This window comes from Mesorhizobium sp. LNHC229A00, from assembly GCF_000502415.1.
Lineage (GTDB): Bacteria > Pseudomonadota > Alphaproteobacteria > Rhizobiales > Rhizobiaceae > Mesorhizobium.
Genome location: NZ_AYWQ01000008.1, coordinates 47,022 through 69,309 on the forward strand (window position 1 = coordinate 47,022; position 22,288 = coordinate 69,309).

The following is a 22,288-nucleotide window of genomic DNA, read 5'->3' on the forward strand; positions in this document are numbered from 1 at the left end:
GAGATGGACCGCCTGGAAGACGCAGGGCTATGCACTGGTGATCCTTGAGATCCCTCGATCAACGGATCGCACGTGCGACACGCCGGAAGATTTTCCGCGACGCGGCCGAGGCTGGAACATGGATCGCTGGAGCGCACCTTGGCTGGCCGGGCGTCGGCCGCGTGATGCATGAGGACAAAGCGTACGGCCATGAGCCGGCATAGCGGATAACAAGCGGACAGGCGGTTTCGCCTGTTTGCGCAATTCCAAGCCTGAACAGTTCTCGCGCACCGCCATGGGATGAGATTGCGCTAACGCCGCAGCGTTCCGGCTGCGCCTAACCTAGCGAAGGAGTCCTGGCCGGCAAAGACGAGGCTCAAGCATGTCCGGCGGCGAGGCTGAGATGAGCGAGATCGATGCCGATCGAGGCGAGAATCCGGTCGTATTTGCGTTCGATGTCGGCGTCGAACAGCAATTCCGGCGTCGCCGGGCAGGTCAGCCAGCCATTCTCGGCGATCTCGGTTTCCAACTGACCGGCGCCCCAGCCGGAATAACCGAGCGCCATGAGCGCGCGCCGCGGCCCACGCCCTGACGATATCGCCCGCAGTATGTCGACGGTCGCGGTGAGGCAGATGTCGTCGGAAACGGTGAGCGAGGAATCCACACGGTAGTCGCCCGAATGCAGGACGAAGCCCCGGCTGCGGTCGACAGGCCCGCCATTGCGCACGACGAAATCGCGCGCCTGTGCCGGCAGGCGGATCGCCTCCTGCTCGTTCATGATGCCAAGTTGTACCAGAAGGTCCGGGAACAGCATCTGCTGCGTCTGGTTGATGATCAGGCCCATCGCGCCTTCATCGCTATGGGCGCAGATGTAGATGACCGAGCGCGTGAAACGGTCGTCCTTCATACCAGGCATGGCAATCAGGAACTGATCGTCGAGAAAGCCGCGGCCGGCGGCTGTCTTTTTGTGGCGCAACAAATCCATGCCAGGGAAGGTAACGCGTTTCCCCGGCGCCGAAAAGATGCGCCGTAGCGGATTCGACCAAAGCTCATATTGCGGGTCCGGCCTTGGCTTGCCCGCAAAGGTCACGCAAATATGATATCAGCACGGCCATGAAATCATTGCGCGGCCACGAAGGGACGATCAAATCACCGTCATGCAAAGCTTGAAAATCCTGTTGCTCGGCGCCGCCATTGGATTGGCGGCCGCCCTCCCTGCCAGCGCCTCCTCATCCGCCTGGTACAACAGCGAAGGCGGCAAGGTGCGGCTGGTGACATCAGGCAAGCCGGACGACGCCGGCCGCATCCAGGGTGTTCTCGATATCGCGCTCAAACCCGGCTGGAAGACTTATTGGCGCGACCCGGGCGACGCAGGTGTGCCGCCGCAGCTCGACGTTTCGGCCAGCACCAATATAGCCGATGCGACGCTGTCTTTTCCAGCGCCGCAGCGTCATGACGATGGCTATGGCAAATGGGCCGGTTACAATTATCCGGTTTCCCTGCCGGTGACTTTCACGCTGGCGACGCCGAACCAGCCGGCCGTCATCGATGCCGACATCTTTCTCGGCATTTGTGAATCCATCTGCATTCCCGTGCAGACACGGCTGAGCGTCGACCCCGCTTCCGATCCCGATAATGCCGACGACGCGGCGTTGGTGAAGGCTGGTTTCACCGCACTACCGGCGGCTGCAAAGCCTGACTTCGGCATCAAGGTGCTGTCCGGCGATCACGAGACGCTGGTTGTCGAGGCGAGTTTTCCTGGCGATCCGCAGGCAGCGGATTTCTTCGTTGCCGGCGAGCGCGACTATATGTTCGGAACACCTTCCCGCTCGGAAAAGGACGGCAAGCTGATCTTCACTGTGCCGATCCTCGATCGCCCCTCGACGACGCCGACCGACGGCGGGCTTCACTACACGTTGACGAGTTCGGCGGGNGCGGTCGAAGGGTTGCTGCCTTTCCCTTGAAGCGCGTCGTATTGAAAACGAATCCCATACGATGCGCTGCAAGGTCATCTTCTTGTACGTGTCGTTATCCCAAAACCGCGGCATGTACTGATGCCGCTGCCGCGATAGTTGCAGGAAGCCGCCGAGTTCGCTACGCAAGCACGCGTCTTCCCCCATCCCGAGCGAGGAACTCATGACCATCTCCGTTGGCGACAAGCTGCCCGAGGCGACCTTCAAGACAATGACCGCCGACGGCGCCAAGCCGATCACGTCGGCCGAGATTTTTCCGGGCAAGAAAGTGGTGCTGTTCGGCGTTCCCGGCGCCTTCACGCCGACCTGCAGCAACAACCATCTGCCCGGCTATCTCGAGAACCACAACGCGATCCTGGCGCGCGGCGTCGACACCATCGCCGTCGTTTCGGTCAACGACGTCCACGTCATGGGCGCCTGGGCCCGCTTCACCGGCGGCGAAGGCAAGATCCTGTTCCTCGCCGACGGCAATGGCGATTTCGCCAAGGCGGTCGGTCTTGACGCGGACTACTCCGGTGGCGGCATGGGCCTGCGTTCGAAGCGGTTTTCGATGATCATCGACGACGGCAAGGTCACCGCCCTCAATGTCGAGACCAAACCCGGCGTCGACGAGTCCGGCGCGGCTCATATTCTCGGTCAGCTCTGAACTTCGACGACCAATCACGCGAGGCCGCAATGGCCTCGCCTGACAAATGGCGGCGCTCCAGAATTGCCGGCTTTCGGGGGGATTCTACGATGTCTGACTCTGGCGCGCTATCGCGATCGGCGTCGGTGCGACCGTCCTGATGGATGTGTGGGCCTTTTTCCTGCACAAGGCATTCGGCCAGCCACGCCCGAACTGGGGCCCGGTCGGGCGCTGGGTCTGGCACCTCCGCGACCAGGTGTTTCACGACAATATCGGCGATGCGGCGCCCTACGCGTATGAACAGGCGCTGGGCTGGGCTTTCCATTACTTCGTCGGTATCGTCTACGGCATCATCCTGGTCGTGCTGGCGGGTGCGGGCTGGCTGGTCGCGCCGACCTTCCTGCCGGCCTTCATCCTCGGCATCGTCACGGTCGGCGCCGGCTGGTTCCTGCTGGCGCCGGGCATGGGCGCCGGCTGGGCCGCCTCGAAGCGGCCCAATCCGATGCGGGTCCGGGCGCTCAATCTGGTCTCGCACACGGTGTTCGCGCTCGGGCTTTGGGGCACGGCGCTGCTGATCCGTTAGACAGCTAGCACAGACGGTTCAGATCCCGCCGCCCATCGACCACACGGACGGTTTCAACCCACTCCACCGGGCCATCGTCCGTGTCTGGAATCGTTTCGTGGAGCATTACAAACGGCGCCTCCACCAGCATTCGTGCAGAAGGCCTGCTATCGGGTCGACTGACTCCCATGCGCGGCTGGTCTGCCAGCTGCATGGCCCGCGCTTCTAATCGATCGTAGTAATGATCGGCCCGCCGTATGTTTTCGCCGCCAAATTAGGCGTGGATGGCGGCCGATCGACAGGCTGTCTTGATCGGCGTACCGCAGCCGTACTCATAGCGATCGAAGGCGAAATAGTTGCCGCCGCCGCCCGCCAGCTGATCGGCTTCGCGGCTGATCTGCCTGCCGCTGAGCGACAGCAGAAGGAGCGTGCCGACACCGCCATGGCCGACAAGGGCGATGTTGCAGGCGCCGCCGGCACCGAGCACGGCCTCGACCTCACTCATGATGCGCTGCTGTGCGTCGATGGCCCGCTCCCAGCCACGAATGCTTTCGTGCGGATTGGCGAAGAACCGGTCGGCGACCGCCTCGAACGCCGGAGGCGGCAGGAAACCCGTCGCCGACCGGTCGTTCTCATGCATCCGTTCGCTCACCTGCACCGCAAGGTCGAGGTGCCGCCCGAGCACCTCGGCGGTTTCAACTGCCTTGCGTTCGCCCGACGACACCACGCGCCCGATCGATCCAATCCACGGCTGGTTCAGCATTGCATGCGCCCTGGCACGACCGATGTCGGACAGACCCCAATCCGGCACGGGCACGCTGGCGTCGATCTGAACCTGAGGATGGGTGATGTAATAGGCGATCGGCACAACAGAAATTCTCCTGTCGGCCCGCCGGGAATGCCAGAAGCTCAATAGCTCTGGGTCGAACGACGCGCCTTCGAGGCCAGCGGCTGCTTGGCCTGGACATCCGGCTTTGGCGCCGACACCACCGGCCTGAAAGGCCCTTTCTTGAACGGGGCCATGCCTTTCCTTGCCAGTTCGTCGGCGCGCTCGTTCTCGACGTGGCCGGCGTGGCCCTTGACCCAGTTCCAGGTGACCTTGTGGCGCCGGTTGGCCTCGTCCAGCGCCTGCCAGAGTTCACCGTTCTTTACCGGCTTCTTGTCGGCGGTCTTCCAGCCATTCTTCTTCCAGCCATGGATCCATTTGGAAATTCCGTCCATGACGTATTTGCTGTCGGTATGAAGCACGACCGTGCAAGGCTCCTTCAACGCATTCAGCGCCGAAATGGCCGCCAGCAATTCCATGCGGTTGTTGGTGGTTTCGGCCTCGCCGCCGAAGAGTTCCTTGGTGGTGCCGTTGAAGCGCAGGATGGCGCCCCAGCCGCCGGGGCCGGGATTGCCCGAACAGGCGCCATCGGTAAAGATTTCAACCTGCTTGCTCATGACACCCCGTTTTCGGCCAGTCCATATTCCGAAGGAAATCTGATCGCCCGGTGGAACCGCATCCTTCGGATGTATTCGGTCGGGTCGCGTTTCATCACCAGTCCGCCATCTGGGACGGTCAGCCAGTCGTAAAGTCGGGTCAGCATGAAGCGTAGCGCCGAACCGCGCGCCAGCATCGGCAGCGCCGCCTTCTCGTCATGGCTCAGGGGGCGCACGCTTTGATAACCGGCAAGCAGTGCCTTGCCCTTGGTAAGGTTGAAGGAAAAATCCTTCTCGAAACACCAGGCGTTGAGGCAGGTGGCGACATCATAGGCATAGAGATCGTCACAGGCAAAATAGAAATCGATCAGCCCCGAAAGCTTCTCGCCTAGGAAAAAGACATTGTCCGGGAAAAGGTCGGCATGGATGATGCCCTTGGGGAGGCCTTTGGGCCAGTTCTGCTCGAAATCGGCAAAGTCGGCATCGACCTCGGCCGCAAGGCCCGGCTCGACCTCGTCGGCGCGGCCGCGAGATGCATCCCAAAGCTTGCGCCAGCCGTCGAGGGCGAGCGCGTTCGGACGCGTCATCGAAAAATCGGCGCCGGCCAGGTGCAGCGCCGCCAGCGCCTTGCCGACCTCGGCGCAATGCGTTGCGGCCGGTCGCCGCAGCGAAAGTCCTTCGAGGAAGGTGATGATGACGGCCGGCCGGCCGGCCAGCGTGCCGATGACGCTGCCGTCATGCGCGGTCACCGGCAGCGGGCAGGACACGCCCTTGCTGGCGAGATGGCCCATCAGCCCGAGGAAGAACGGCAAATCCGCCTTCTCGACTCGCTTTTCATAGAGCGTCAGGATGTAGGAGCCGCTCGATGTGTGCAGCAGGAAGTTCGAATTCTCGGTGCCTTCGGCGATGCCCTTGTAGGATAGGAGATCGCCGACCGGATAGTGCTTCAGGAAAGCGCCGAGTTCGCCCTCCGCAACGTCGGTGTAGACCGCCATGGCCGTTCACGCGGTCCCGTTGACAAAGGCCATGTCGGCCGGCGTCAGTTCGACATCGCGCAGTACCCGCATGACCGGAAAATCCTCTGTTTCGGTGGCCGTGACGGCCAGGTCGATGGTGACGTCGAAACGCTGGCGGAACGCGTCGATGATCTCATCGACGATGATCTCCGGCGCCGATGCTCCCGCCGACAGGCCAAGCGTCGAAATGGTGCCGATGTCATTCCACGGAATTTCGGCGGCGCGCTGCACGAGAAGCGACATCGAGGCACCTGCCCGTTCCGCAACTTCGACAAGGCGGCGCGAATTCGAGGAATTGGGGGCGCCGACGATCAGATAGAGATCAGCACCGGGCGCCGTGTCCTTGACCGCTTCCTGGCGGTTGGTGGTGGCGTAACAGATCGATTCCGCCGCCGGCGCCTGCAGGTCCGGAAAGCGCTCCTGCAATGCGCGGATGATGCCGGCGGTATCCTCGACCGAGAGCGTGGTCTGGGTGACGAAACCAAGTGCTTTTGGATCGGCGGGCACAAGCCGGGCGGCGTCGGCCTCGGTCTCGATCAGCGTTACCGCGCCTTCCGGTAACTGCCCCATCGTGCCGATCACCTCGGGGTGCCCGGCATGACCGATCAACAGCACATGGCGGCCAAGCCGCTGGTGACGCATCGCCTGCTTGTGGACCTTGGAAACCAGCGGACAGGTTGCGTCGAGATAGAACAGGTTGCGCGCCTGCGCGTCCGCCGGCACGGACTTGGGCACACCGTGCGCGGAGAAGACGACCGGCGACTGCCGATGTTCGGCCGGGATTTCGGAAAGTTCCTCTATGAAAACGGCTCCAAGGCTCTGCAGCCCCTCGACGACATAGCGGTTGTGGACGATCTCGTGGCGGACATAGACCGGGGCGCCATATTTCTTCAGCGCCAGCACGACGATCTGGATGGCACGGTCCACGCCCGCGCAAAAACCGCGCGGCTGGCAGAGCCGGATCGTCAGAGGAGGCTTGGCGATTGTGTGAAGCATCAAATCCTGCCGGTTGGTCAGCGCCGAAATGAGGTGCCTACCCCTACCCTGTCAAGGGTATCGGTGGAAAGGGAGCGTAGCTTGCGTTCATTCCTCTTTCGCGGGCCGGCGAAGCCGGAGGACAAGCACCGCGGCGAGTGCCGCGGCAAGCCCGTACCAGGTGACGGCATATTGCAGATGGCTGTTCGGCAGGTCGATGATGGTGACGCCCCCGATCGGAAGGCCGCCGGGATTTGGCGTCTTGTCGGCATCGATGAAGACCGGCACCAAGTTGAACCCAGCCGGCAGGCCGGCGCTCGCGGCCATGACGTCGCGGTCCTTCCAGTAGAAGATGTTCTTCCCCACATCATTGTCGGGAAGCATCATGGAGGGCTTTGTCGGCAGCGGGTTGCGGGCCAGCCCGGTGACCGCGACCCTGCCTGTTACCTGTCCCTTGGCGCGTGTCGTCGCGTCCTTGAGGTCGTAGGGAACAAAGCCGCGGTTAATCAGGACGAAACGGCCGTCGTCGAGGACCAGCGGCGTATACACATTGAAGCCGGCATCCCCTTCCCAGGTCGCGTAGAAATGCCGCTCGCCGGAATGCAGGAAAGTGCCGGTGACCGTGACCGGGGTGTAGTCGACGTCACCGGTCGAGGCGAATTCCTTCTCGACCTCGGAAAGCGGTCGTGGCGCCGAATGGGTGCGCTGGTCGATGGTCTGTAGCAGGCCTTCCTTCCAGTGCAGGCGCTGGACCTGCCAGGTGCCCAGCGCCAGCAGAATCAAGAACAGCACAAGGCCAAGGACGAACAACAGTGCCGATCGTGGCCGCGAATGGCCGCGATCTTTGAAGGATGCTTCGCTCATTCGCCGCGATCCAGCCGCCCCTCGGCTGCTTTGTTGCTGTATTGCAGGGTGAGCAGAACGCCCTTGATCAACCGAAGCGCCGTCAGACACAGCACCAGTGCCAGTGGGATCCATATCAGCAGATGCAGCCAGAGCGGCGGGCTCAGCGTCACTTCCACCCAGAGCGCCAGACCGACGATGATGAAGCCGATGATCAGGATGACGAACACCGCCGGTCCATCGCCGGCATCGGCGTAGGAATAGTCGAGGCCGCAATTGACACAGCGCTTGCCTACGGTGAGAAAGCCGGAAAACAGCCGCCCCTCGCCGCAACGCGGGCAGCGGCCGTGCAGGCCGGCCGAAATCGGATCGATCGGAGGCCAGATCGCCTTGTCCTCACTCATGCGTAGTGCCGTCATTCATGGCTATTGCTCGATCTCGATCGGCGCCCCATCGGCCACCATCGCCCAGACTTGGTCCATGTCGGACTCCGTAACCCCAATGCAGCCATCGGTCCAGTCGACCAATTGAAGCAGCCAGCCCGACCAGCCGAAGCCGCTTCGCCCGGTCGACGCGCACCAGACCTTCTCAGCGGCAAGAGCCGGAATGCCAATGCGCAAATCGAAGTCAGCCGCATCTTTCATTGATCGGCTGCCCTTGCGCCGAAAAGAAGAAAGGCGGCCACGTCGCCGCGACCGCCTTCCCGAAATCGACATCCAAAAGGCTGGATCAGTGGCCTTCGATCACCGCGCCGACCGATCCCCAGACGTAGATCGAGGCGAACAGGAACAGCCAGACCACGTCAACGAAGTGCCAATACCAGGCGGCCGCCTCGAAGCCGAAATGCTGCTTGGGGGTGAAGTCGCCCTTCATCGCCCTGATCAGGCAGACCAGCAGGAAGATGGTGCCGATGATGACATGGAAGCCATGGAAGCCGGTCGCCATGAAGAAGGTGGCGCCGTAGATGGAATCCTTGAAGCCGAACGGCGCGTGCATGTACTCGTAAGCCTGCACCATGGTGAACAGCATGCCGAGCCCGACGGTCAGCACCAGGCCGTTGATCAGGCCCTTGCGGTCGCCATGGATGAGCGAGTGGTGCGCCCAGGTAACCGTGGTGCCCGACAGCAGCAGGATGATGGTGTTGTAGAGCGGCAAATGGAAGGGATCGAGAACCTCCATGCCCTTCGGCGGCCAGACACCACCGGTAAACGTGTGACGCGCGTAGTTTTGCACCTCACCGGCAAAAAGACTGGCATCGAAATAGGCCCAGAACCAGGCAACGAAGAACATCACCTCCGAGGCGATGAACATGATCATGCCATAGCGCAGGTGCAGCGACACGACGCGCGTATGGTGGCCCTCATGCGCTTCCTTGATCGTGTCCGACCACCAGGCGAACATGGTGTACAGCACGATCACAATGCCGATGAAGAACAGCCACGGATTGGCGATGTTGACGCCGAAGATCGGGAAGGAGCCGCCTTTCAGGTATTCCATGAGGCAGACACCGCCAAAAGCGGTGACAAGCGCCCCGACCGATCCCAGGAAGGGCCACGGGCTCGGGTCGACGAGATGGTAGTCATGGTGTGGTTTTGCGTGCGCGTCTGCCATATCAACCCCCGAGATTTCCTTCGGTATCTGAAACTGTCTTGCTATTGCCCTGGGCCGGCCCGGACGACGCCACCGGCTTGGTCTTCTCGACCGGGAACATCGTATAGGACAGGGTGATCGTCTTCACGTCCTTCAGTTCCGGCACATTCACGATGTCGGGGTCCACATAGAACAGGACCGGCATGTCCAGCGTCTCGCCCGGTTTCAGCGTCGTATCGGTGAAGCAGAAGCATTCGACCTTGTTGAAATACGGGCCCGCCAGTTCCGGCTGCACATTGAAGGTCGCGCGGCCGGTGACGGGGCGATCGAACTTGTTGGTCGCCTGATAATGCGCCTGCACGGTCTGCCCGATCTTCATGGTCATCGAGCGTTGGACCGGCTGGAACTCCCATGGCACGCCGGCGATGTTTGCGTCGAAGCGGACGGTGATCTCGCGGTCGAGCACGCGGCCGGCATATTGCTTCTCGACACGTTGCGTCGTGCCGCCATAGCCGGTCGCCTGGCAAAACATCTTGTAGAGCGGCACGGCGGCATAGGCCATGCCGATCATGCCGGTGAAGAAGGCAAGGCAGACAGCCGCGACAACGCGGTTGCCGGTCTTGCCTACCGTCTTCTTGGACGTCTCGGCGCTCATCACATCGAGCCCGACAAATTGTGGCCGAACTTCACGATTGTCGCGATGTAGAAGATCACGACCAGCACCGCCAGCGCCACGCCGATGGCGATAGAACGGCTGCGCTGGGCCTTCTTCTGGCGATCGGTCAAGGTGACCGTTTCGAGTTCTTTCTCGACCATGGTCATGCCCCACCCATGGCAAGCGCGCGTTCGACGACACTGTCAGCCAGATAGACAGCGAAGATCGCGAAGAGATAGAGCAGCGAATAGGCGAACAGGGCCTTGGCCGGCTTCATGGCGCGGTCATCGTCGGCCATGCCAAGCACTTTCCAGGCATACCAGACGAAACCAGCCCCCAGCAGCAAGGCGGCCACGCCATAGAACGGCGTCGTGTAGCCGAGCAGCCAGGGCAGCACGCCGACCGGAGCCAGCACCAGTGCGTAGGCGAAAATCTGACGGCGGGTCGATGCATGGCCGGCGACGTTGGGCATCATCGGGATGCCGGCGCGGCCATAGTCCTCGGACTTGAACAGCGCGAGCGCCCAGAAATGCGGCGGCGTCCACAGGAAAATGATCAGGAACAGGATGATGCTTTCGAGGCTGACCGACCCGGTCACCGCGGCCCAGCCGATAACCGGTGGGATGGCGCCCGCTGCACCGCCAATGACGATATTCTGCGGCGTCGAGCGTTTCAGCCACATCGTGTAGACCACGGCATAGAAGAAGATGGTGAAGGCCAGCAGCGTCGCCGACAACCAGTTGACCAACACGCCGAGCGTCATCACCGACAGCACCGACAACACCAAGCCGAAGCTCAGCGCCTCGTGCGGCTGGATCCGGCCGGAAGGCACCGGGCGGCTGGCGGTCCTGGTCATCACCGCGTCGATGTCGGCGTCGTACCACATGTTGAGCGCGCCAGAGGCGCCGGCCCCAATCGCAATGGCCAGGATGGCGATCACCGCCAGCAGCGGATTGATGGTCACCGGTGCCGCGACCAGTCCGACAAAGGCGGTGAACACCACCAGCGACATGACGCGCGGCTTCAACAGGGCGAAGAAATCGCCCGCCGTGGCTTCCGACATACGGAAGCCCGCTTCGTCAATGCTGGTTTTGTCGACTAGGGCCATGCGTACTCAAGTCCATCATTCCGTTGGCCAAAACCGCCGGCGGGCCGGCGGTTTCGTATTCGAGCGGGGAGCCGCCTTCACTTGATCTTCGGCAGCTGCTCCCACTGGTGGAACGGCGGCGGCGAAGGCAGCTGCCATTCGAGTGTGGTAGCACCCTCACCCCACGGGTTGGCGCCGGCGATACGCTTTTTCTGGAAGGCTTCGAACACGCCATAGAGGAAGATCACCACACCGACGGCCGAAATATACGAGCCATAGGACGAAACCATGTTCCAGCCCGCAAACGCGTCAGGATAGTCGATGGTGCGGCGCGGCATGCCGGCGAGGCCGAGGAAGTGCTGCGGGAAAAAGACCAGGTTCACCCCGACGAACATGACCCAAAAATGGGTGTTGGCGATGACGGGCGAGTACATGTAGCCGGTCATCTTCGGGAACCAGTAGTACCAGCCGGCGAAGATGGCGAACACCGCGCCCAACGACAGCACGTAGTGGAAGTGGGCAATGACGAAATAGGTGTCATGCAGCGACCGGTCGAGGCCGGCATTGGCCAGCTGGACACCGGTGACTCCACCGATGGTGAACAGGAAGATGAAGCCCAACGCCCACAGCATCGGCGGTTTGAACGAGATCGATCCGCCCCACATGGTTGCGATCCAGGAGAAGATCTTCACGCCTGTCGGCACCGCGATGACCATGGTGGCGAAGACGAAGTAGCGCTGCGTGTCGAGCGACAGGCCGGTCGTATACATATGGTGCGCCCAGACGATGAAGCCGACCGCGCCGATCGCAACCATGGCGTAGGCCATGCCGAGATAGCCGAATACGGGCTTTCTCGAGAAGGTCGAGACAATATGGCTGATGATGCCGAACCCCGGCAAGATCAGGATGTAGACTTCCNATGGTGCGCCCAGACGATGAAGCCGACCGCGCCGATCGCAACCATGGCGTAGGCCATGCCGAGATAGCCGAATACCGGCTTTCTCGAGAAGGTCGAGACAATATGGCTGATGATGCCGAACCCCGGCAAGATCAGGATGTAGACTTCCGGGTGACCGAAGAACCAGAACAGGTGCTGGAAGAGGATCGGGTCACCACCACCGTCAGGCGCGAAGAACGTCGTGCCGAAATTGCGGTCGGTGAGCAGCATGGTGATGCCGCCGGCCAGAACCGGCAGCGACAGCAAGAGCAGGAAGGCGGTGACCAGCACCGACCATGCAAACAGCGGCATCTTGTGCAGGGTCATGCCTGGCGCGCGCATGTTGAAGATGGTGGTGATGAAATTGATGGCACCGAGAATCGAGGACGCGCCGGCGATGTGGATCGACAGGATCGCCAGATCCATGGCCGGTCCGGGCTGGCCCGAAGTCGAAAGCGGCGGATAGAGCGTCCAGCCGCCGCCCACGCCAAAGGCTCCGGGCGCACTCGGCACGAACATCGAGGTGAGCAACAGGATGAAGGCCGGCGGCAGCAGCCAGAACGAGATGTTGTTCATGCGCGGGAATGCCATGTCGGGAGCACCGATCATGATCGGCACCATCCAGTTGGCGAAACCGCCGATCAGGGCCGGCATGACCATGAAGAAGATCATGATCAGCGCGTGCGCAGTGGCAAACGCATTGTACATGCTCTTGCCACCGTCGATCGCGGCATCGCCGTTCATGCCATAGACCATCTGCGCAAGGCCGCTGAAGATCTGGATGCCAGGCTCCTGCAGTTCCATGCGGATAGCGACCGAAAGCGCGCCGCCGATAATGCCGGCCATGATCGCGAAGATCAGATAGAGCGTACCGATATCCTTGTGGTTGGTCGAATAAACCCAGCGCACCCAGCCATGATACGGCTTGTGATCGTGCCCGTCGTGAGCTGCAGCGTCTGCCATGTTCCGCTCCGTTCCCTAAATCTTGCTAACCCGCGGCATCAGTTGCCGGCGGCCGCTACCTTGTTCTGGCCATCGACCTCGGCCATGAGCGTCTTGTTGGCACCAGGCAGGTCGGTCTTGGCCGCGGCCAGCCAGGTCTTGAACTGCGTGTCCGACACAACACGAATGGCGATCGGCATGAAGGCGTGGTCCTTACCGCAGAGCTGCGAGCACTGGCCGTAATAGAGGCCTTCTCTATCCGCCTTGAACCAGGTCTCGTTGGTGCGGCCGGGAATGGCGTCGATCTTGATGCCGAAGGACGGCATGGCAAAGGAATGGATCACGTCGGTCGCGGTGACAAGCACGCGGGTCATCGTGTTGACCGGCACGACCAGTTCGTTGTCGACGGCGAGCAGGCGCGGATAGACGGCGCGATCCTCCTTGCCGGCCTTGGCGCGATCGCCATCCTGAAGGATGGCCGAATTGAAGGCGAGCGTGTTGTCGGTCTGGTATTCGTAATCCCAGTTCCACTGGTTGCCGGTCGCCTTGACGGTCAGCTTGGCCTCTTCCGGTGGCGTATACTGGGCGGTCAGGAGCGTGAACGAGGGGATGGCGAGGCAAAGCAGGATAACGACAGGACCGACAGTCCAGATCACCTCGATCAGCGTGTTGTGGCTGGTCTTGGACGGGGTCGGGTTGGCGCTCGCGCGGAATTTGATGATGCAGTAGATCAGCAGAAACAGCACCAGGACCGTGACCGGGATGATAAACCACATCGTGTAGTTTCCGAACCACTCGATCTGCCGCATCATGTCGGTCGCGGGCGCCTGGAAGCCGGTCTCCCACGGCCTGGGCTGGTCCGCATAAGCGGATCCGCAGGCGAGGAACGTGGCAGCAGCACCGGTGCTCGCTAGGAATTTTCTCATCGCCCTCTTCGTCTCCCAGTCTCTCACCGGCCGTGCCCGCGAGAATAACGAACAATGCCGGGACGGGAATCCCGGACAGTTTCAAGCTGGTTCAAACCATACTCTTTTTCCCTCCGCAAGAAAGGAGCGGTCGAAACCGTGCGGCATTTTTGCGCGCAAGCCGACGTGGCTCTTCCGGGGCAATGGCCGTAGTGGTGAATCGCGTATGTTCGGCGGGGTGCACGCCTTGTGCCGGCGGCACCCGCAAAGCGTCGTAATTCAGGCGAATTTGGCAAGGAAAAGCGCCGCATTGCTTTTTTAGGGACAGTCCGGCCACGGTCTCGTCCTTTACTTGGCATTGGCGCGGCTTAAAGTGCCGTGATTCGCAATGGAGCAGTCATGAACTCTTGGCTTTCGAGACTGAGGCATACGCGACTAGGCCTTTCGAGAACCCTGGCAAACGCCGTGTTTCTCGGGGTCCTTTGCGCGGCCGGTCTGTTCGTCGCCGGCAAGGCCAATGCTGCCCAGCCAAGCGGCACGGTGCGCTCGACGCATGGCGCATGGTCGATCATCTGCGACACGCCGGCCGGCGCCACCTCGGAACAATGCGTGATGATGCAGAACGTCGTCGCCGAGGATCGTCCGGAAATGGGGCTTTCGGTCGTCGTGCTGCGCACCGCCGACAACAAGGCCGAGATCCTGCGCGTGCTGGCGCCGCTCGGCGTGCTGTTGCCGAACGGCCTCGGCCTCAACGTCGACGGCAAGGACATTGGCCGCGCCTACTTCGTGCGCTGCTTCCAGGACGGCTGTTATGCCGAGGTCATTCTCGAAAAGCCGCTGCTCGACACACTGAAGACCGGCACATCGGCGACATTCATCGTTTTCCAGACCCCGGAAGAGGGTATCGGCATTCCCGTCGAGCTCAAGGGTTTCGCCGAAGGCTTCGCCGCTCTGCCCTGATCGCGGCTTCGCGCTGAACCAGGCATGGACGCGGCTTTTGCCGACCCCAGACGCATGCCCTGCAGCGAACGAAGTCATTCGTCGGCGCCGATTCCTCATTGCCGATTGTGCGGGCGCGGCTTCACGCCTACATCGGGGGAAAGCAATCATCCCACGGACGGACGCGCCATGAACAGCCTGATCGGCCAATTCGACATTTCAGACGACCGCATCAAGCAGATCGTCGCTGACACCATCAAGGGCGCCGATGACGGCGAGCTTTTCCTCGAATACAGCGAGAGCGAAGCGCTGATGTTCGACAATGGCAAGCTGAAGACCGCCAATTTCAACACCGACCAGGGGTTTGGCCTGCGGGCCGTCGCCGGCGAGGCCAGCGGCTACGCTCATTCCAGCGACCTGTCCGAGGCGTCGCTGCTGCGCGCGGCCGAAGCTGTCTCGACCGTCAAGGGTGGCTATTCAGGCACGCTTGCCGCAGCCCCCGCCCGTACCAACCGCCATCTCTACGGCGACGAGAACCCGATCCCCTCTCCTTCCTTCGAGGCCAAGGCGAAGCTGCTGCAAGAAATCGATGCCTGGCTGCGCGCCGAGGATCCACGCGTGCGCCAGGTGACGGCCTCGATCGCCGCGTCCTGGCAGCATGTCGAGATCGTTCGTGCCGACGGCCAGATAGTGCGCGATATCAGGCCGATGGTCCGCGTCAACGTCTCGGTCGTCGTCGGCGACGGCGACCGCCAGGAAAGCGGCTCCTACGGCATGGGCGGGCGCAAGGCATTCGGCGAATTCCTGATCGAGGATAGTTGGAGGCACGCCGCCAGGGAGGCGCTCCGGCAAGCGGTGGTCAACCTGGAGGCAATCCCGGCCCCGGCAGGCACTTTCGACATCGTGCTATCCAATGGCTGGCCGGGCGTGATGCTGCACGAAGCCGTCGGCCATGGTCTTGAAGGCGATTTCAACCGCAAGAAAACGTCGGCGTTCGCCGGCCTGATGGGGCAGCAGGTGGCCGCCAAGGGGGTGACGGTCGTCGACGACGGCACCATCCCAGAGCGGCGCGGCTCGCTCACCGTCGACGACGAAGGCACGCCTTCGGCCCGCAACGTCTTGATCGACGACGGCAAACTGGTCGGCTACATGCAGGACCGGCAGAATGCCCGGCTGATGGGCATGAAAGCCACCGGCAATGGCCGGCGAGAAGGCTATGCGCACCAGCCGATGCCGCGCATGACCAACACTTACATGACCTCAGGCGACATGGAGCCGGACGAAATCATCGCCTCAGTCAAGAACGGCATCTACGCCGTCTCCTTCGGCGGTGGCCAGGTCGACATAACGTCGGGCAAATTCGTGTTCGGCTGCACCGAGGCCTACATGATCGAGAACGGCAAGGTGACGCAGCCGATCAAAGGCGCAATGCTGATCGGCAACGGGCCTGATGCCATGCACCGCGTATCGATGGTCGGCAACGACATGAAGCTCGACAATGGCATCGGCATGTGCGGCAAGGCCGGCCAGGGCGTACCCGTCGGCGTCGGCCAGCCGCATCTCAGGATGAACCAGATGACGGTCGGCGGCACGCGGGTTTGAATGACAACCTGATCGAGGCGGCCGGTTACGTCTTGCTGGTGGACCGCCTCGACGTCGAATAGAGGATTAGGAAGCCGACGACACCACCAATCGCATATTTGATCCAGGCATTCAGATAATCGACTGCGCCGTTCTGGCTGGAGACGTACAGCGCCGCGCCGACAAAGGTCATGACCGCGATGCCAAGAGCATAGGACGGCACCAATCCTATGCGGGCGATCTTTCTCAAAAGCCAAGCGACCAGCGCTCCGGTGAGCGCCATAATCAAAGCCGCACCCAATATCTCGGCCACAAACCCCGGTGAAATCATCTTTTTCACTCCCTTTTCCCGCTGCGGAATGTGCCTGTTTCGCCAAGCGAATTCAATGGTGCCGATTGGACATCGTTTGCAGCCTTCGAACGCACGGTTTCAGACACGGGCCGACACCTAGCGGCTTGAATTTTGCTGGCCGCTTCAATATCTTACCTTTGTCTTACGAAGGGAGTATCCTATGGCCGCTTCTGAAAAGCTCATAACCACCGTCTCGACCAAGGGACAGGTCATCCTGCCCAGCGCGATCCGGAAACGCAGGGAATGGGTAGCCGGCACACGCCTTGTGGTCGAGGAGACCGCTGAGGGTGTCCTTCTAAAGCGGACGCCGGTTTTCACCGAGACGCGGCCTGAGGACGTGTTTGCGTCCTTGCCGTACAGCGGCAAGCCGAAGACGCTGGAAGAAATGGATGCAGGCGTGCTCGCCGAGGCACGGCGACGCCATGCTCGCGATTGATACTAATCTTGTCGTTCGTTATCTAACGGGCGACCATCCCGAGCAATCCTCGCGCGCCCGACGGCTGATCGATGGGGGAAGGGTTTTCGTCGCCACCACCGTGATTTTGGAGGTCGAGTGGGTGCTGCGCAGTGCCTACGGCTATATGCCTCCCGAAATCGCCCGGACACTAAGGGCGTTCGGCGGGCTTACCACGGTAGAAATCGAGGATGCGGTGATCGTTGCGGCGGCACTCGATCTGGCTGAAAGGGGAATGGATTTCGCCGACGCGCTGCATCTGGGAAAGTCCACCCACTGCGACGGCTTCGTGACCTTCGACCGAAAGCTCATCCAGGTCGCGCAAACCGCTGGACATGACAACGTCCTAGAGGCCTGACGGTGGTACGCTGCCCGCCATAGGCTCGATTCCTCTTGCAGATGCCGTTCGTACGAATCCTTGCCGTCGGAGATACGCTGAACGCCAGGCGCCCTACCGCTTTCTCCTCGGCTTCTCCAGCAAGGCGACCGCTTCGACATGTGGCGACCACAGGAACTGATCGATTGGCGTCACGCTGTTCAGGGTATAGCCGCCGTCGATGAGAATGCGCAGGTCGCGGGCCAGCGTCACCGGGTTGCAAGACACCGCGGCAATGTACGGAACGTCCGAGCGGGCGATCTGCTTCGACTGGTCTTCGGCGCCGGCGCGCGGCGGATCGAAGACAAGGCCGTCGAAGGCGTTCAACTCCTTAAAGGTCAGTGGCCTGCGAAACAGGTCGCGTCGTTCGCCCGTCACCCGCTTGAGGCCGGTCGCGAAACGTGATCCCCGGTCGAGCGCCGAAAGCGCGGCCGCATCGCCTTCGACCGCATGGACTTCCGATCTCGCCGCTAACCGCAAGGCAAAGCTGCCGCAACCGGCAAAGAGATCGGCGACCTTTTTTGCACGCTTTAGATGTCCGCCGACAATCTCGGCCATGGTCCGTTCCGCGGCCTCCGTCGCCTGCAGAAAGGCGCCGGGCGGCACGGCGACCGCAACACTGCCGAACATGACCACGGGCTTCCTTGGCTCGATGACGATCTCGTCATCGATGGACAGCCTGGCAAAGCCTTGCGCAATGACGAAGTTGGAGGCGATATGGCGTTGGTGTTCGCCGAGCTTGCCTGACTCGTGCACCGCGATGTCTAGGCCGGAACCCGTAACGGTGACCGCCATCCGGAACGATTTGGTGGTGGCGCATATCAATTCGGCCAGCGCCCTCAGCTGGCCGAGTGCCGCGACGATCTCGGGCAGTGAGATCGGGCATTCGGATATGGAGATGATCTCGGGCGACAGATGACGATTGAAGCCGAGCAGCATGCCTGTGTCCGTGCGCCGGGCGGCAAGCACGACGCGGCGGCGCGACTGCGGCGCGCAGGTGACCAGTTCGCCGGTCTCGCACTCGATGCCCTTGCCCTTCAATGCATGCACCACCTTTTCGCGTTTCCATCGGCGATAGGCTCCGATCTCGAAATGCTGGAGGGCACAGCCGCCGCATTCGGTGAAATGGCGGCAGGCGGGTTCGACGCGCAGCGGAGAGGCTTCCAGCACTGCCATCAGCGTGGCGCGATCCCGCTCGCGCGCGGCGGTGACGATCTCGCCCGGCAGCGTGAAGGGAATGAACAGATCGCCGCTCTCGGTTTCGGCGATGCCGTCGCCCTGCGATCCGAGCTTTCGTATTGTGAAGCGTACGCTCATCGATCCTTGATCCCACCGAGCAGGAATTCGCGATTGCCGTCGCCACCTTCGATCGGCGACAGATGCAGGCCAAGCGAGCGCCAGCCGGGAACGGCATCCAGCCAATCCTGCAGCAAGCCCGCGACACGGGCGGCATCGAAGGGATCCTTCAACAAACCGCCCTTGCCGATCGCCTCGCGACCGGCCTCGAATTGCGGCTTGACCAGAAAGATCGCACCGGCGCCGGGCTTGGCAATCGCGAGTGCCGGCGGAAGCGCCAGTTTCAATGAGATGAAACTGACGTCGGAAACGATGAAATCCGGATTGCGGCCGGCAAGATCGGCAGCGGTGAGATCGCGCGCGTTCAGGCCCTCGATCACTGTCACGCGCGGATCACCACCGACATCAGGATGCATCTGGCCATGCCCGACATCGATTGCCGTGACATGGGACGCGCCGCGTTCGAGCAGCACCTGGGTGAAACCGCCGGTCGAGGCGCCGATGTCGAGGGCCTCGCGACCGGCCGGGTCGAGGCTGAAATGGTCGAGTCCGGCGATCAGCTTGAGCGCGCCGCGCGAGACATAGGCTTGCGCCGGATCGTCGATGGCAACAACGCATTGCGGCGAAACGTTCTGGCCGGCCTTGCGGGCCATGGCGCCGTCGACCAGCACCGTGCCGCGCTCCACCGCGTCGCGAGCGCGCGAGCGGCTGGCAAACAGCCCGCGCTGGACGAGCAGGTCGTCGAGCCGCTGGCGTGTGCTGGCTGGCAGAGGCGAGTTCATCGGCCTTCTCTGACGAAAGCCCGCGGTGAAGGCAAGGACATTAGATGGACCGAAGTGCTCCTACGGGAGCGGCTGGTGCATCGAACCAGGCCGCGGCTTGCGCCCATCATGCCGGGTCCGGCAGAATATTGGTCACAAAGAGTCCACTGTTTGTCGCAACTCGAAGGAGAACGAATGCTGACGGGAACCTGCCACTGTGGCGCCGCCCACTGGACGCTGGAGGGCGACCCCGGCCCGGTGACGGCCTGCAACTGCACGCTTTGCCGCCGCTATGGCACGCTCTGGGCCTATGATTATGTCGACGAACGCATTCGCGTTTCGGGGCCGACGGCTAGCTATACGCGCGCCGGAAAGGAAGACCCCTCGCTCGAGATCCTGTTCTGCCCGCGTTGCGCATGCGTGCTCGGCTGGCGCGGACTGCGCGCCAGCGCCTCGGGTCGAAGACGCATGGCCGTCAATGTCCGGCTGGCGCCCCCCGAGGCCGTCGCCGATCTGCCGATCGACCATTTCGATGGCCTCGACACGTACGATGACCTGCCGCGCGACGGCCGCTGCGTACGCGACATGTGGTTTTAGAAGATGGTTCGGGGTGCCTGGCGCTCGATGGCTGGAGACAATCCGTCGTCTCGACCCCCTGAAGCCTGCTCACGCGCATGCTCTGTCGCAACAGGCGAAGGATCCGGCGACACCACAAGCTGCGGAATTTGCTTGTAGGAAAAGCCACCGCGGATATCGCCCATCTTGCTGGCGACAATGCCTACCGCCGCCTTTTCGAGATTGCGGTCGTAGGGCGTTTCGGCAGCAGCCGGTACGACCATCACCGCCAAGGCCGCGCCGCACAGAAGCATCTTCATTCTCGCTGTCTCCCTGCCTGCCTGTGATCTAGCAGGGCGGCGTTGAAAAACGGCCAAGGGACAGGGTAAGCAAAACGCCAAACGGCAGCGTTAACAACGCATTACGAAATCGAACCGGCAAACTGATTCAAGCTGTTGAGGTTTTGATTCAAGCGCGCTGGGCACGGACCGTATGACCGAGCGCGGTGAACACGGTGCGCACGATTCCGGCGACGTCGAGACCAGCATCGGCATACATCTTTTCTGGCTTGGCGTGGTCGGTGAAGGCATCGGGCAGCACCAGCGGGCGTACCTTCAGGCCGCTTTCGAGCAGTCCTTCATGGGCGAGGAATTGCAGCACATGGCTGGCGAAGCCGCCAATGGCGCCCTCCTCCACCGTTACCAGAACCTCATGGGAGCGGGCCAGCCGCCGGATCAGATCCTGGTCGAGCGGCTTGGCGAAACGGGCATCGGCGACCGTGGTGGAAAGCCCGGCCGCGCCGAGTTCCTCGGCTGCGGCAACGCAATCCTGCAGCCTTGTGCCGAAGGACAGGAGGGCAACCTTGCTGCCTTCCCGGACGATGCGGCCTTTGCCGATCTCCAGAACCGAGCCGCGCTCGGGCATTTCGACGCCGACGCCGTTGCCGCGCGGATAGCGGAAGGCGATCGGCCCGTCGTCGTAGCTGGCGGCGGTGCGAACCATGTGACGCAATTCCGCCTCGTCGGCCGCGGCCATTACGACAAAGCCCGGCAGGCTTGCCAGGAAGGTGGTATCGAACGCGCCGCAATGGGTGGCACCGTCGGCGCCGACAAAGCCAGCGCGATCGATGGGGAAACGCACCGGCAGTTTCTGGATCGCGACGTCATGGACGACCTGATCATAGGCACGCTGCAGGAAGGTCGAATAGATCGCCGCGAAGGGCTTGTAGCCTTCCGTTGCCAGGCCGGCGGCGAAGGTCACCGCATGCTGTTCGGCAATGCCGACGTCGAAAGTCCTTGACGGAAACACCTCGCCGAACAGGTCGAGGCCGGTGCCGCTCGGCATGGCGGCGGTGACGGCGACGATGCGGTCGTCCTCGCGGCCCTCCTGGATCAGGCTTTCTGCAAACACCTTGGTGTAGGCCGGTGCATTGGCCGGCGCCTTGGCCTGTGCGCCGGTGATGACGTCGAATTTGTTGACGCCATGATACTTGTCGGCGGCCGCTTCCGCCGGCGCGTAGCCCTTGCCCTTCTGGGTGACGACATGGATCAGCACCGGACCCTTGCCGTTGTCACGGACATTTTTCAGAACCGGGATGAGATGCTCCAGATTGTGACCGTCAATCGGGCCGATGTGATAGAAGCCGAGTTCCTCGAACAAGGTGCCGCCGGTGACGTAACCGCGCGCATGCTCGACCGCGCGGGTGATGGCTCGATCGGCCCGCTTGCCGAGATAGGAGGTCAGCTTCTTGCCGAAGTCGCGCAGGCCGACATAGGCCTTGCCGGAAGCCAGGCGCGCCAGATAGGCGCTCATGGCGCCGGTTGGCGGGGCGATCGACATATCATTGTCGTTGAGGATGACGATGAGGCGCGCATCGAGCGCGCCGGCATTGTTCATCGCCTCATAAGCCATGCCAGCCGACATGGCGCCGTCGCCGATGACGGAAATGACATTGTTGCGGCCGCCTGAGAGGTCGCGGGCGGCGGCCATGCCGAGGCCGGCCGATATCGATGTCGAGGAATGGGCGGCGCCGAACGGGTCATATTCGCTCTCGGCTCGGCGGGTGAAGCCCGACAAACCGCCTTCCTGGCGCAAGGTGCGGATGCGGTCGCGACGGCCGGTCAGGATCTTGTGCGGATAGGCCTGGTGGCCGACATCCCAGATCAGCCGGTCATCGGGTGTGTTGAAGACATAATGCAGTGCCACCGTCAGTTCGACCACGCCAAGGCCGGCACCGAGATGGCCGCCGGTGCGGGAAACGGCATCGACCAGTTCGGCGCGAAGCTCAAATGCCAGTTGTGGCAAGTCGCTCTCGGCCAGCCTGCGCAGATCGGCCGGGACGCGAACCCTATCGAGAAGCGGCGTATGCGGCGTTGCGTTCACGTTGGGCCCAGACTTTCTGTTCATCTGCGGGATAGGCCGCCGGCAGGCGAAAGTAAATGCGTGTCGCTGACGCGGACGCTC

General features: G+C 62.4%; 26 protein-coding genes and 2 pseudogenes. 8 read left to right on the forward strand and 20 right to left on the reverse strand.

The window, feature by feature from the left end:
• Positions 1-355: 355 nt before the first annotated feature.
• Positions 356-964, reverse strand: coding sequence for a YqgE/AlgH family protein (locus tag X742_RS152315; RefSeq protein WP_015318780.1), 609 nt, complete (start codon positions 962-964; stop codon positions 356-358).
• A gap of 172 nt (positions 965-1,136) precedes the next feature.
• Between X742_RS152315 and X742_RS152310 the strand changes: the two genes are divergently transcribed.
• The 3 genes from X742_RS152310 (at position 1,137) to X742_RS0137210 (ending at position 3,160) form a co-directional block, all read left to right on the forward strand.
• Positions 1,137-1,943 carry a protein-disulfide reductase DsbD domain-containing protein gene (locus tag X742_RS152310; protein WP_023772910.1) on the forward strand — a complete coding sequence of 269 codons (807 nt, stop codon included), beginning with the start codon at positions 1,137-1,139 and terminating at the stop codon, positions 1,941-1,943.
• 172 nt (positions 1,944-2,115) lie between these two features.
• Positions 2,116-2,598, forward strand: coding sequence for a peroxiredoxin (locus X742_RS152305; protein WP_023772911.1), 483 nt, complete (start codon positions 2,116-2,118; stop codon positions 2,596-2,598).
• Between the two features lie 139 nt (positions 2,599-2,737).
• Entirely contained in the window at positions 2,738-3,160 is a 423-nt protein-coding gene (locus X742_RS0137210) for a DUF2938 domain-containing protein (protein ID WP_198019214.1), read from the forward strand.
• Positions 3,161-3,413: 253 nt separating this feature from the next.
• Here X742_RS0137210 and X742_RS0137215 read toward each other — a convergent pair whose 3' ends face one another.
• The 14 genes and pseudogenes from X742_RS0137215 to coxB all read right to left on the reverse strand — a co-directional run bounded on the left by X742_RS0137215 (position 3,414) and on the right by coxB (position 13,532).
• Entirely contained in the window at positions 3,414-4,007 is a 594-nt protein-coding gene (locus tag X742_RS0137215) for a histidine phosphatase family protein (protein ID WP_023794582.1), read from the reverse strand.
• Between the two features lie 41 nt (positions 4,008-4,048).
• The gene (gene rnhA, locus X742_RS152300; protein WP_023772912.1) at positions 4,049-4,582 is read right to left on the reverse strand and encodes a ribonuclease HI; all 534 of its coding nucleotides are present in this window, start codon (positions 4,580-4,582) and stop codon (positions 4,049-4,051) included.
• On the reverse strand, positions 4,579-5,556 hold the full coding sequence (locus X742_RS152295) for a homoserine kinase (protein WP_023772913.1): 978 nt from the start codon (positions 5,554-5,556) through the stop codon (positions 4,579-4,581). Before X742_RS152295 ends, rnhA begins: the two co-directional genes overlap by 4 nt.
• Before the next feature lie 6 nt (positions 5,557-5,562).
• Positions 5,563-6,573, reverse strand: coding sequence for a 4-hydroxy-3-methylbut-2-enyl diphosphate reductase (gene ispH / locus X742_RS152290; protein ID WP_015318789.1), 1,011 nt, complete (start codon positions 6,571-6,573; stop codon positions 5,563-5,565).
• Between the two features lie 87 nt (positions 6,574-6,660).
• On the reverse strand, positions 6,661-7,416 hold the full coding sequence (locus tag X742_RS152285; RefSeq protein ID WP_023772914.1) for an SURF1 family protein: 756 nt from the start codon (positions 7,414-7,416) through the stop codon (positions 6,661-6,663).
• Complete coding sequence (locus X742_RS152280) at positions 7,413-7,799, reverse strand: DUF983 domain-containing protein (RefSeq protein WP_015318791.1); 387 nt, start codon at positions 7,797-7,799, stop codon at positions 7,413-7,415. Before X742_RS152280 ends, X742_RS152285 begins: the two co-directional genes overlap by 4 nt.
• 21 nt (positions 7,800-7,820) lie before the next feature.
• Positions 7,821-8,039 (reverse strand): hypothetical protein, encoded by a 219-nt coding sequence (locus X742_RS1000000174025; protein ID WP_023772915.1) that lies wholly within the window; start codon positions 8,037-8,039, stop codon positions 7,821-7,823.
• A gap of 85 nt (positions 8,040-8,124) precedes the next feature.
• Positions 8,125-9,006, reverse strand: coding sequence for a cytochrome c oxidase subunit 3 (locus tag X742_RS152270; RefSeq protein WP_015318792.1), 882 nt, complete (start codon positions 9,004-9,006; stop codon positions 8,125-8,127).
• A 1-nt stretch (position 9,007) separates the two neighbouring features.
• The gene (locus X742_RS152265; RefSeq protein WP_023772916.1) at positions 9,008-9,640 is read right to left on the reverse strand and encodes a cytochrome c oxidase assembly protein; all 633 of its coding nucleotides are present in this window, start codon (positions 9,638-9,640) and stop codon (positions 9,008-9,010) included.
• Positions 9,640-9,801, reverse strand: a complete 162-nt coding sequence (locus X742_RS152260) for a hypothetical protein (protein WP_084056264.1) — start codon at positions 9,799-9,801, stop codon at positions 9,640-9,642. Before X742_RS152260 ends, X742_RS152265 begins: the two co-directional genes overlap by 1 nt.
• Before the next feature lie 2 nt (positions 9,802-9,803).
• The gene (locus X742_RS152255; RefSeq protein ID WP_023772918.1) at positions 9,804-10,748 is read right to left on the reverse strand and encodes a heme o synthase; all 945 of its coding nucleotides are present in this window, start codon (positions 10,746-10,748) and stop codon (positions 9,804-9,806) included.
• A gap of 77 nt (positions 10,749-10,825) precedes the next feature.
• Positions 10,826-11,644 (reverse strand): annotated as a pseudogene (locus tag X742_RS0137220) (cbb3-type cytochrome c oxidase subunit I); the annotation flags it as partial.
• Between the two features lie 2 nt (positions 11,645-11,646).
• Positions 11,647-12,627, reverse strand: a pseudogene (locus tag X742_RS0137225) (cbb3-type cytochrome c oxidase subunit I); the annotation flags it as partial.
• 38 nt (positions 12,628-12,665) lie between these two features.
• The gene (gene coxB / locus X742_RS152250) at positions 12,666-13,532 is read right to left on the reverse strand and encodes a cytochrome c oxidase subunit II (RefSeq protein ID WP_023772919.1); all 867 of its coding nucleotides are present in this window, start codon (positions 13,530-13,532) and stop codon (positions 12,666-12,668) included.
• A 378-nt stretch (positions 13,533-13,910) separates the two neighbouring features.
• Here coxB and X742_RS152245 point away from each other — a divergent pair, with 378 nt between their 5' ends.
• Together X742_RS152245 and tldD are read left to right on the forward strand one after the other, a co-directional pair.
• Positions 13,911-14,471, forward strand: coding sequence for an invasion associated locus B family protein (locus X742_RS152245; RefSeq protein ID WP_023772920.1), 561 nt, complete (start codon positions 13,911-13,913; stop codon positions 14,469-14,471).
• Between the two features lie 168 nt (positions 14,472-14,639).
• Entirely contained in the window at positions 14,640-16,052 is a 1,413-nt protein-coding gene (tldD, locus tag X742_RS152240; protein ID WP_023772921.1) for a metalloprotease TldD, read from the forward strand.
• A gap of 25 nt (positions 16,053-16,077) precedes the next feature.
• Here tldD and X742_RS152235 read toward each other — a convergent pair whose 3' ends face one another.
• Complete coding sequence (locus X742_RS152235; protein WP_031248058.1) at positions 16,078-16,362, reverse strand: hypothetical protein; 285 nt, start codon at positions 16,360-16,362, stop codon at positions 16,078-16,080.
• Between the two features lie 181 nt (positions 16,363-16,543).
• Here X742_RS152235 and X742_RS152230 point away from each other — a divergent pair, with 181 nt between their 5' ends.
• Entirely contained in the window at positions 16,544-16,819 is a 276-nt protein-coding gene (locus X742_RS152230; protein WP_023772923.1) for an AbrB/MazE/SpoVT family DNA-binding domain-containing protein, read from the forward strand.
• Positions 16,806-17,195 carry a type II toxin-antitoxin system VapC family toxin gene (locus tag X742_RS152225; RefSeq protein WP_023772924.1) on the forward strand — a complete coding sequence of 130 codons (390 nt, stop codon included), beginning with the start codon at positions 16,806-16,808 and terminating at the stop codon, positions 17,193-17,195. The genes X742_RS152230 and X742_RS152225 overlap by 14 nt, the downstream gene beginning before the upstream one ends.
• Before the next feature lie 93 nt (positions 17,196-17,288).
• Here X742_RS152225 and X742_RS152220 read toward each other — a convergent pair whose 3' ends face one another.
• Positions 17,289-18,530 carry a class I SAM-dependent RNA methyltransferase gene (locus X742_RS152220; protein ID WP_023772925.1) on the reverse strand — a complete coding sequence of 414 codons (1,242 nt, stop codon included), beginning with the start codon at positions 18,528-18,530 and terminating at the stop codon, positions 17,289-17,291.
• Complete coding sequence (locus X742_RS152215) at positions 18,527-19,291, reverse strand: TlyA family RNA methyltransferase (protein WP_023772926.1); 765 nt, start codon at positions 19,289-19,291, stop codon at positions 18,527-18,529. Before X742_RS152215 ends, X742_RS152220 begins: the two co-directional genes overlap by 4 nt.
• 174 nt (positions 19,292-19,465) lie before the next feature.
• Between X742_RS152215 and X742_RS152210 the strand changes: the two genes are divergently transcribed.
• Entirely contained in the window at positions 19,466-19,867 is a 402-nt protein-coding gene (locus X742_RS152210) for a GFA family protein (protein ID WP_023772927.1), read from the forward strand.
• On the opposite strand, the gene X742_RS152205 is transcribed toward X742_RS152210, so the two are convergent.
• The gene (locus X742_RS152205) at positions 19,864-20,145 is read right to left on the reverse strand and encodes a hypothetical protein (protein WP_023772928.1); all 282 of its coding nucleotides are present in this window, start codon (positions 20,143-20,145) and stop codon (positions 19,864-19,866) included. The two genes, X742_RS152210 and X742_RS152205, sit on opposite strands and share 4 nt — an antisense overlap.
• A gap of 148 nt (positions 20,146-20,293) precedes the next feature.
• Positions 20,294-22,231 (reverse strand): 1-deoxy-D-xylulose-5-phosphate synthase, encoded by a 1,938-nt coding sequence (gene dxs, locus X742_RS152200; RefSeq protein ID WP_198019215.1) that lies wholly within the window; start codon positions 22,229-22,231, stop codon positions 20,294-20,296.
• Positions 22,232-22,288: the final 57 nt, after the last annotated feature.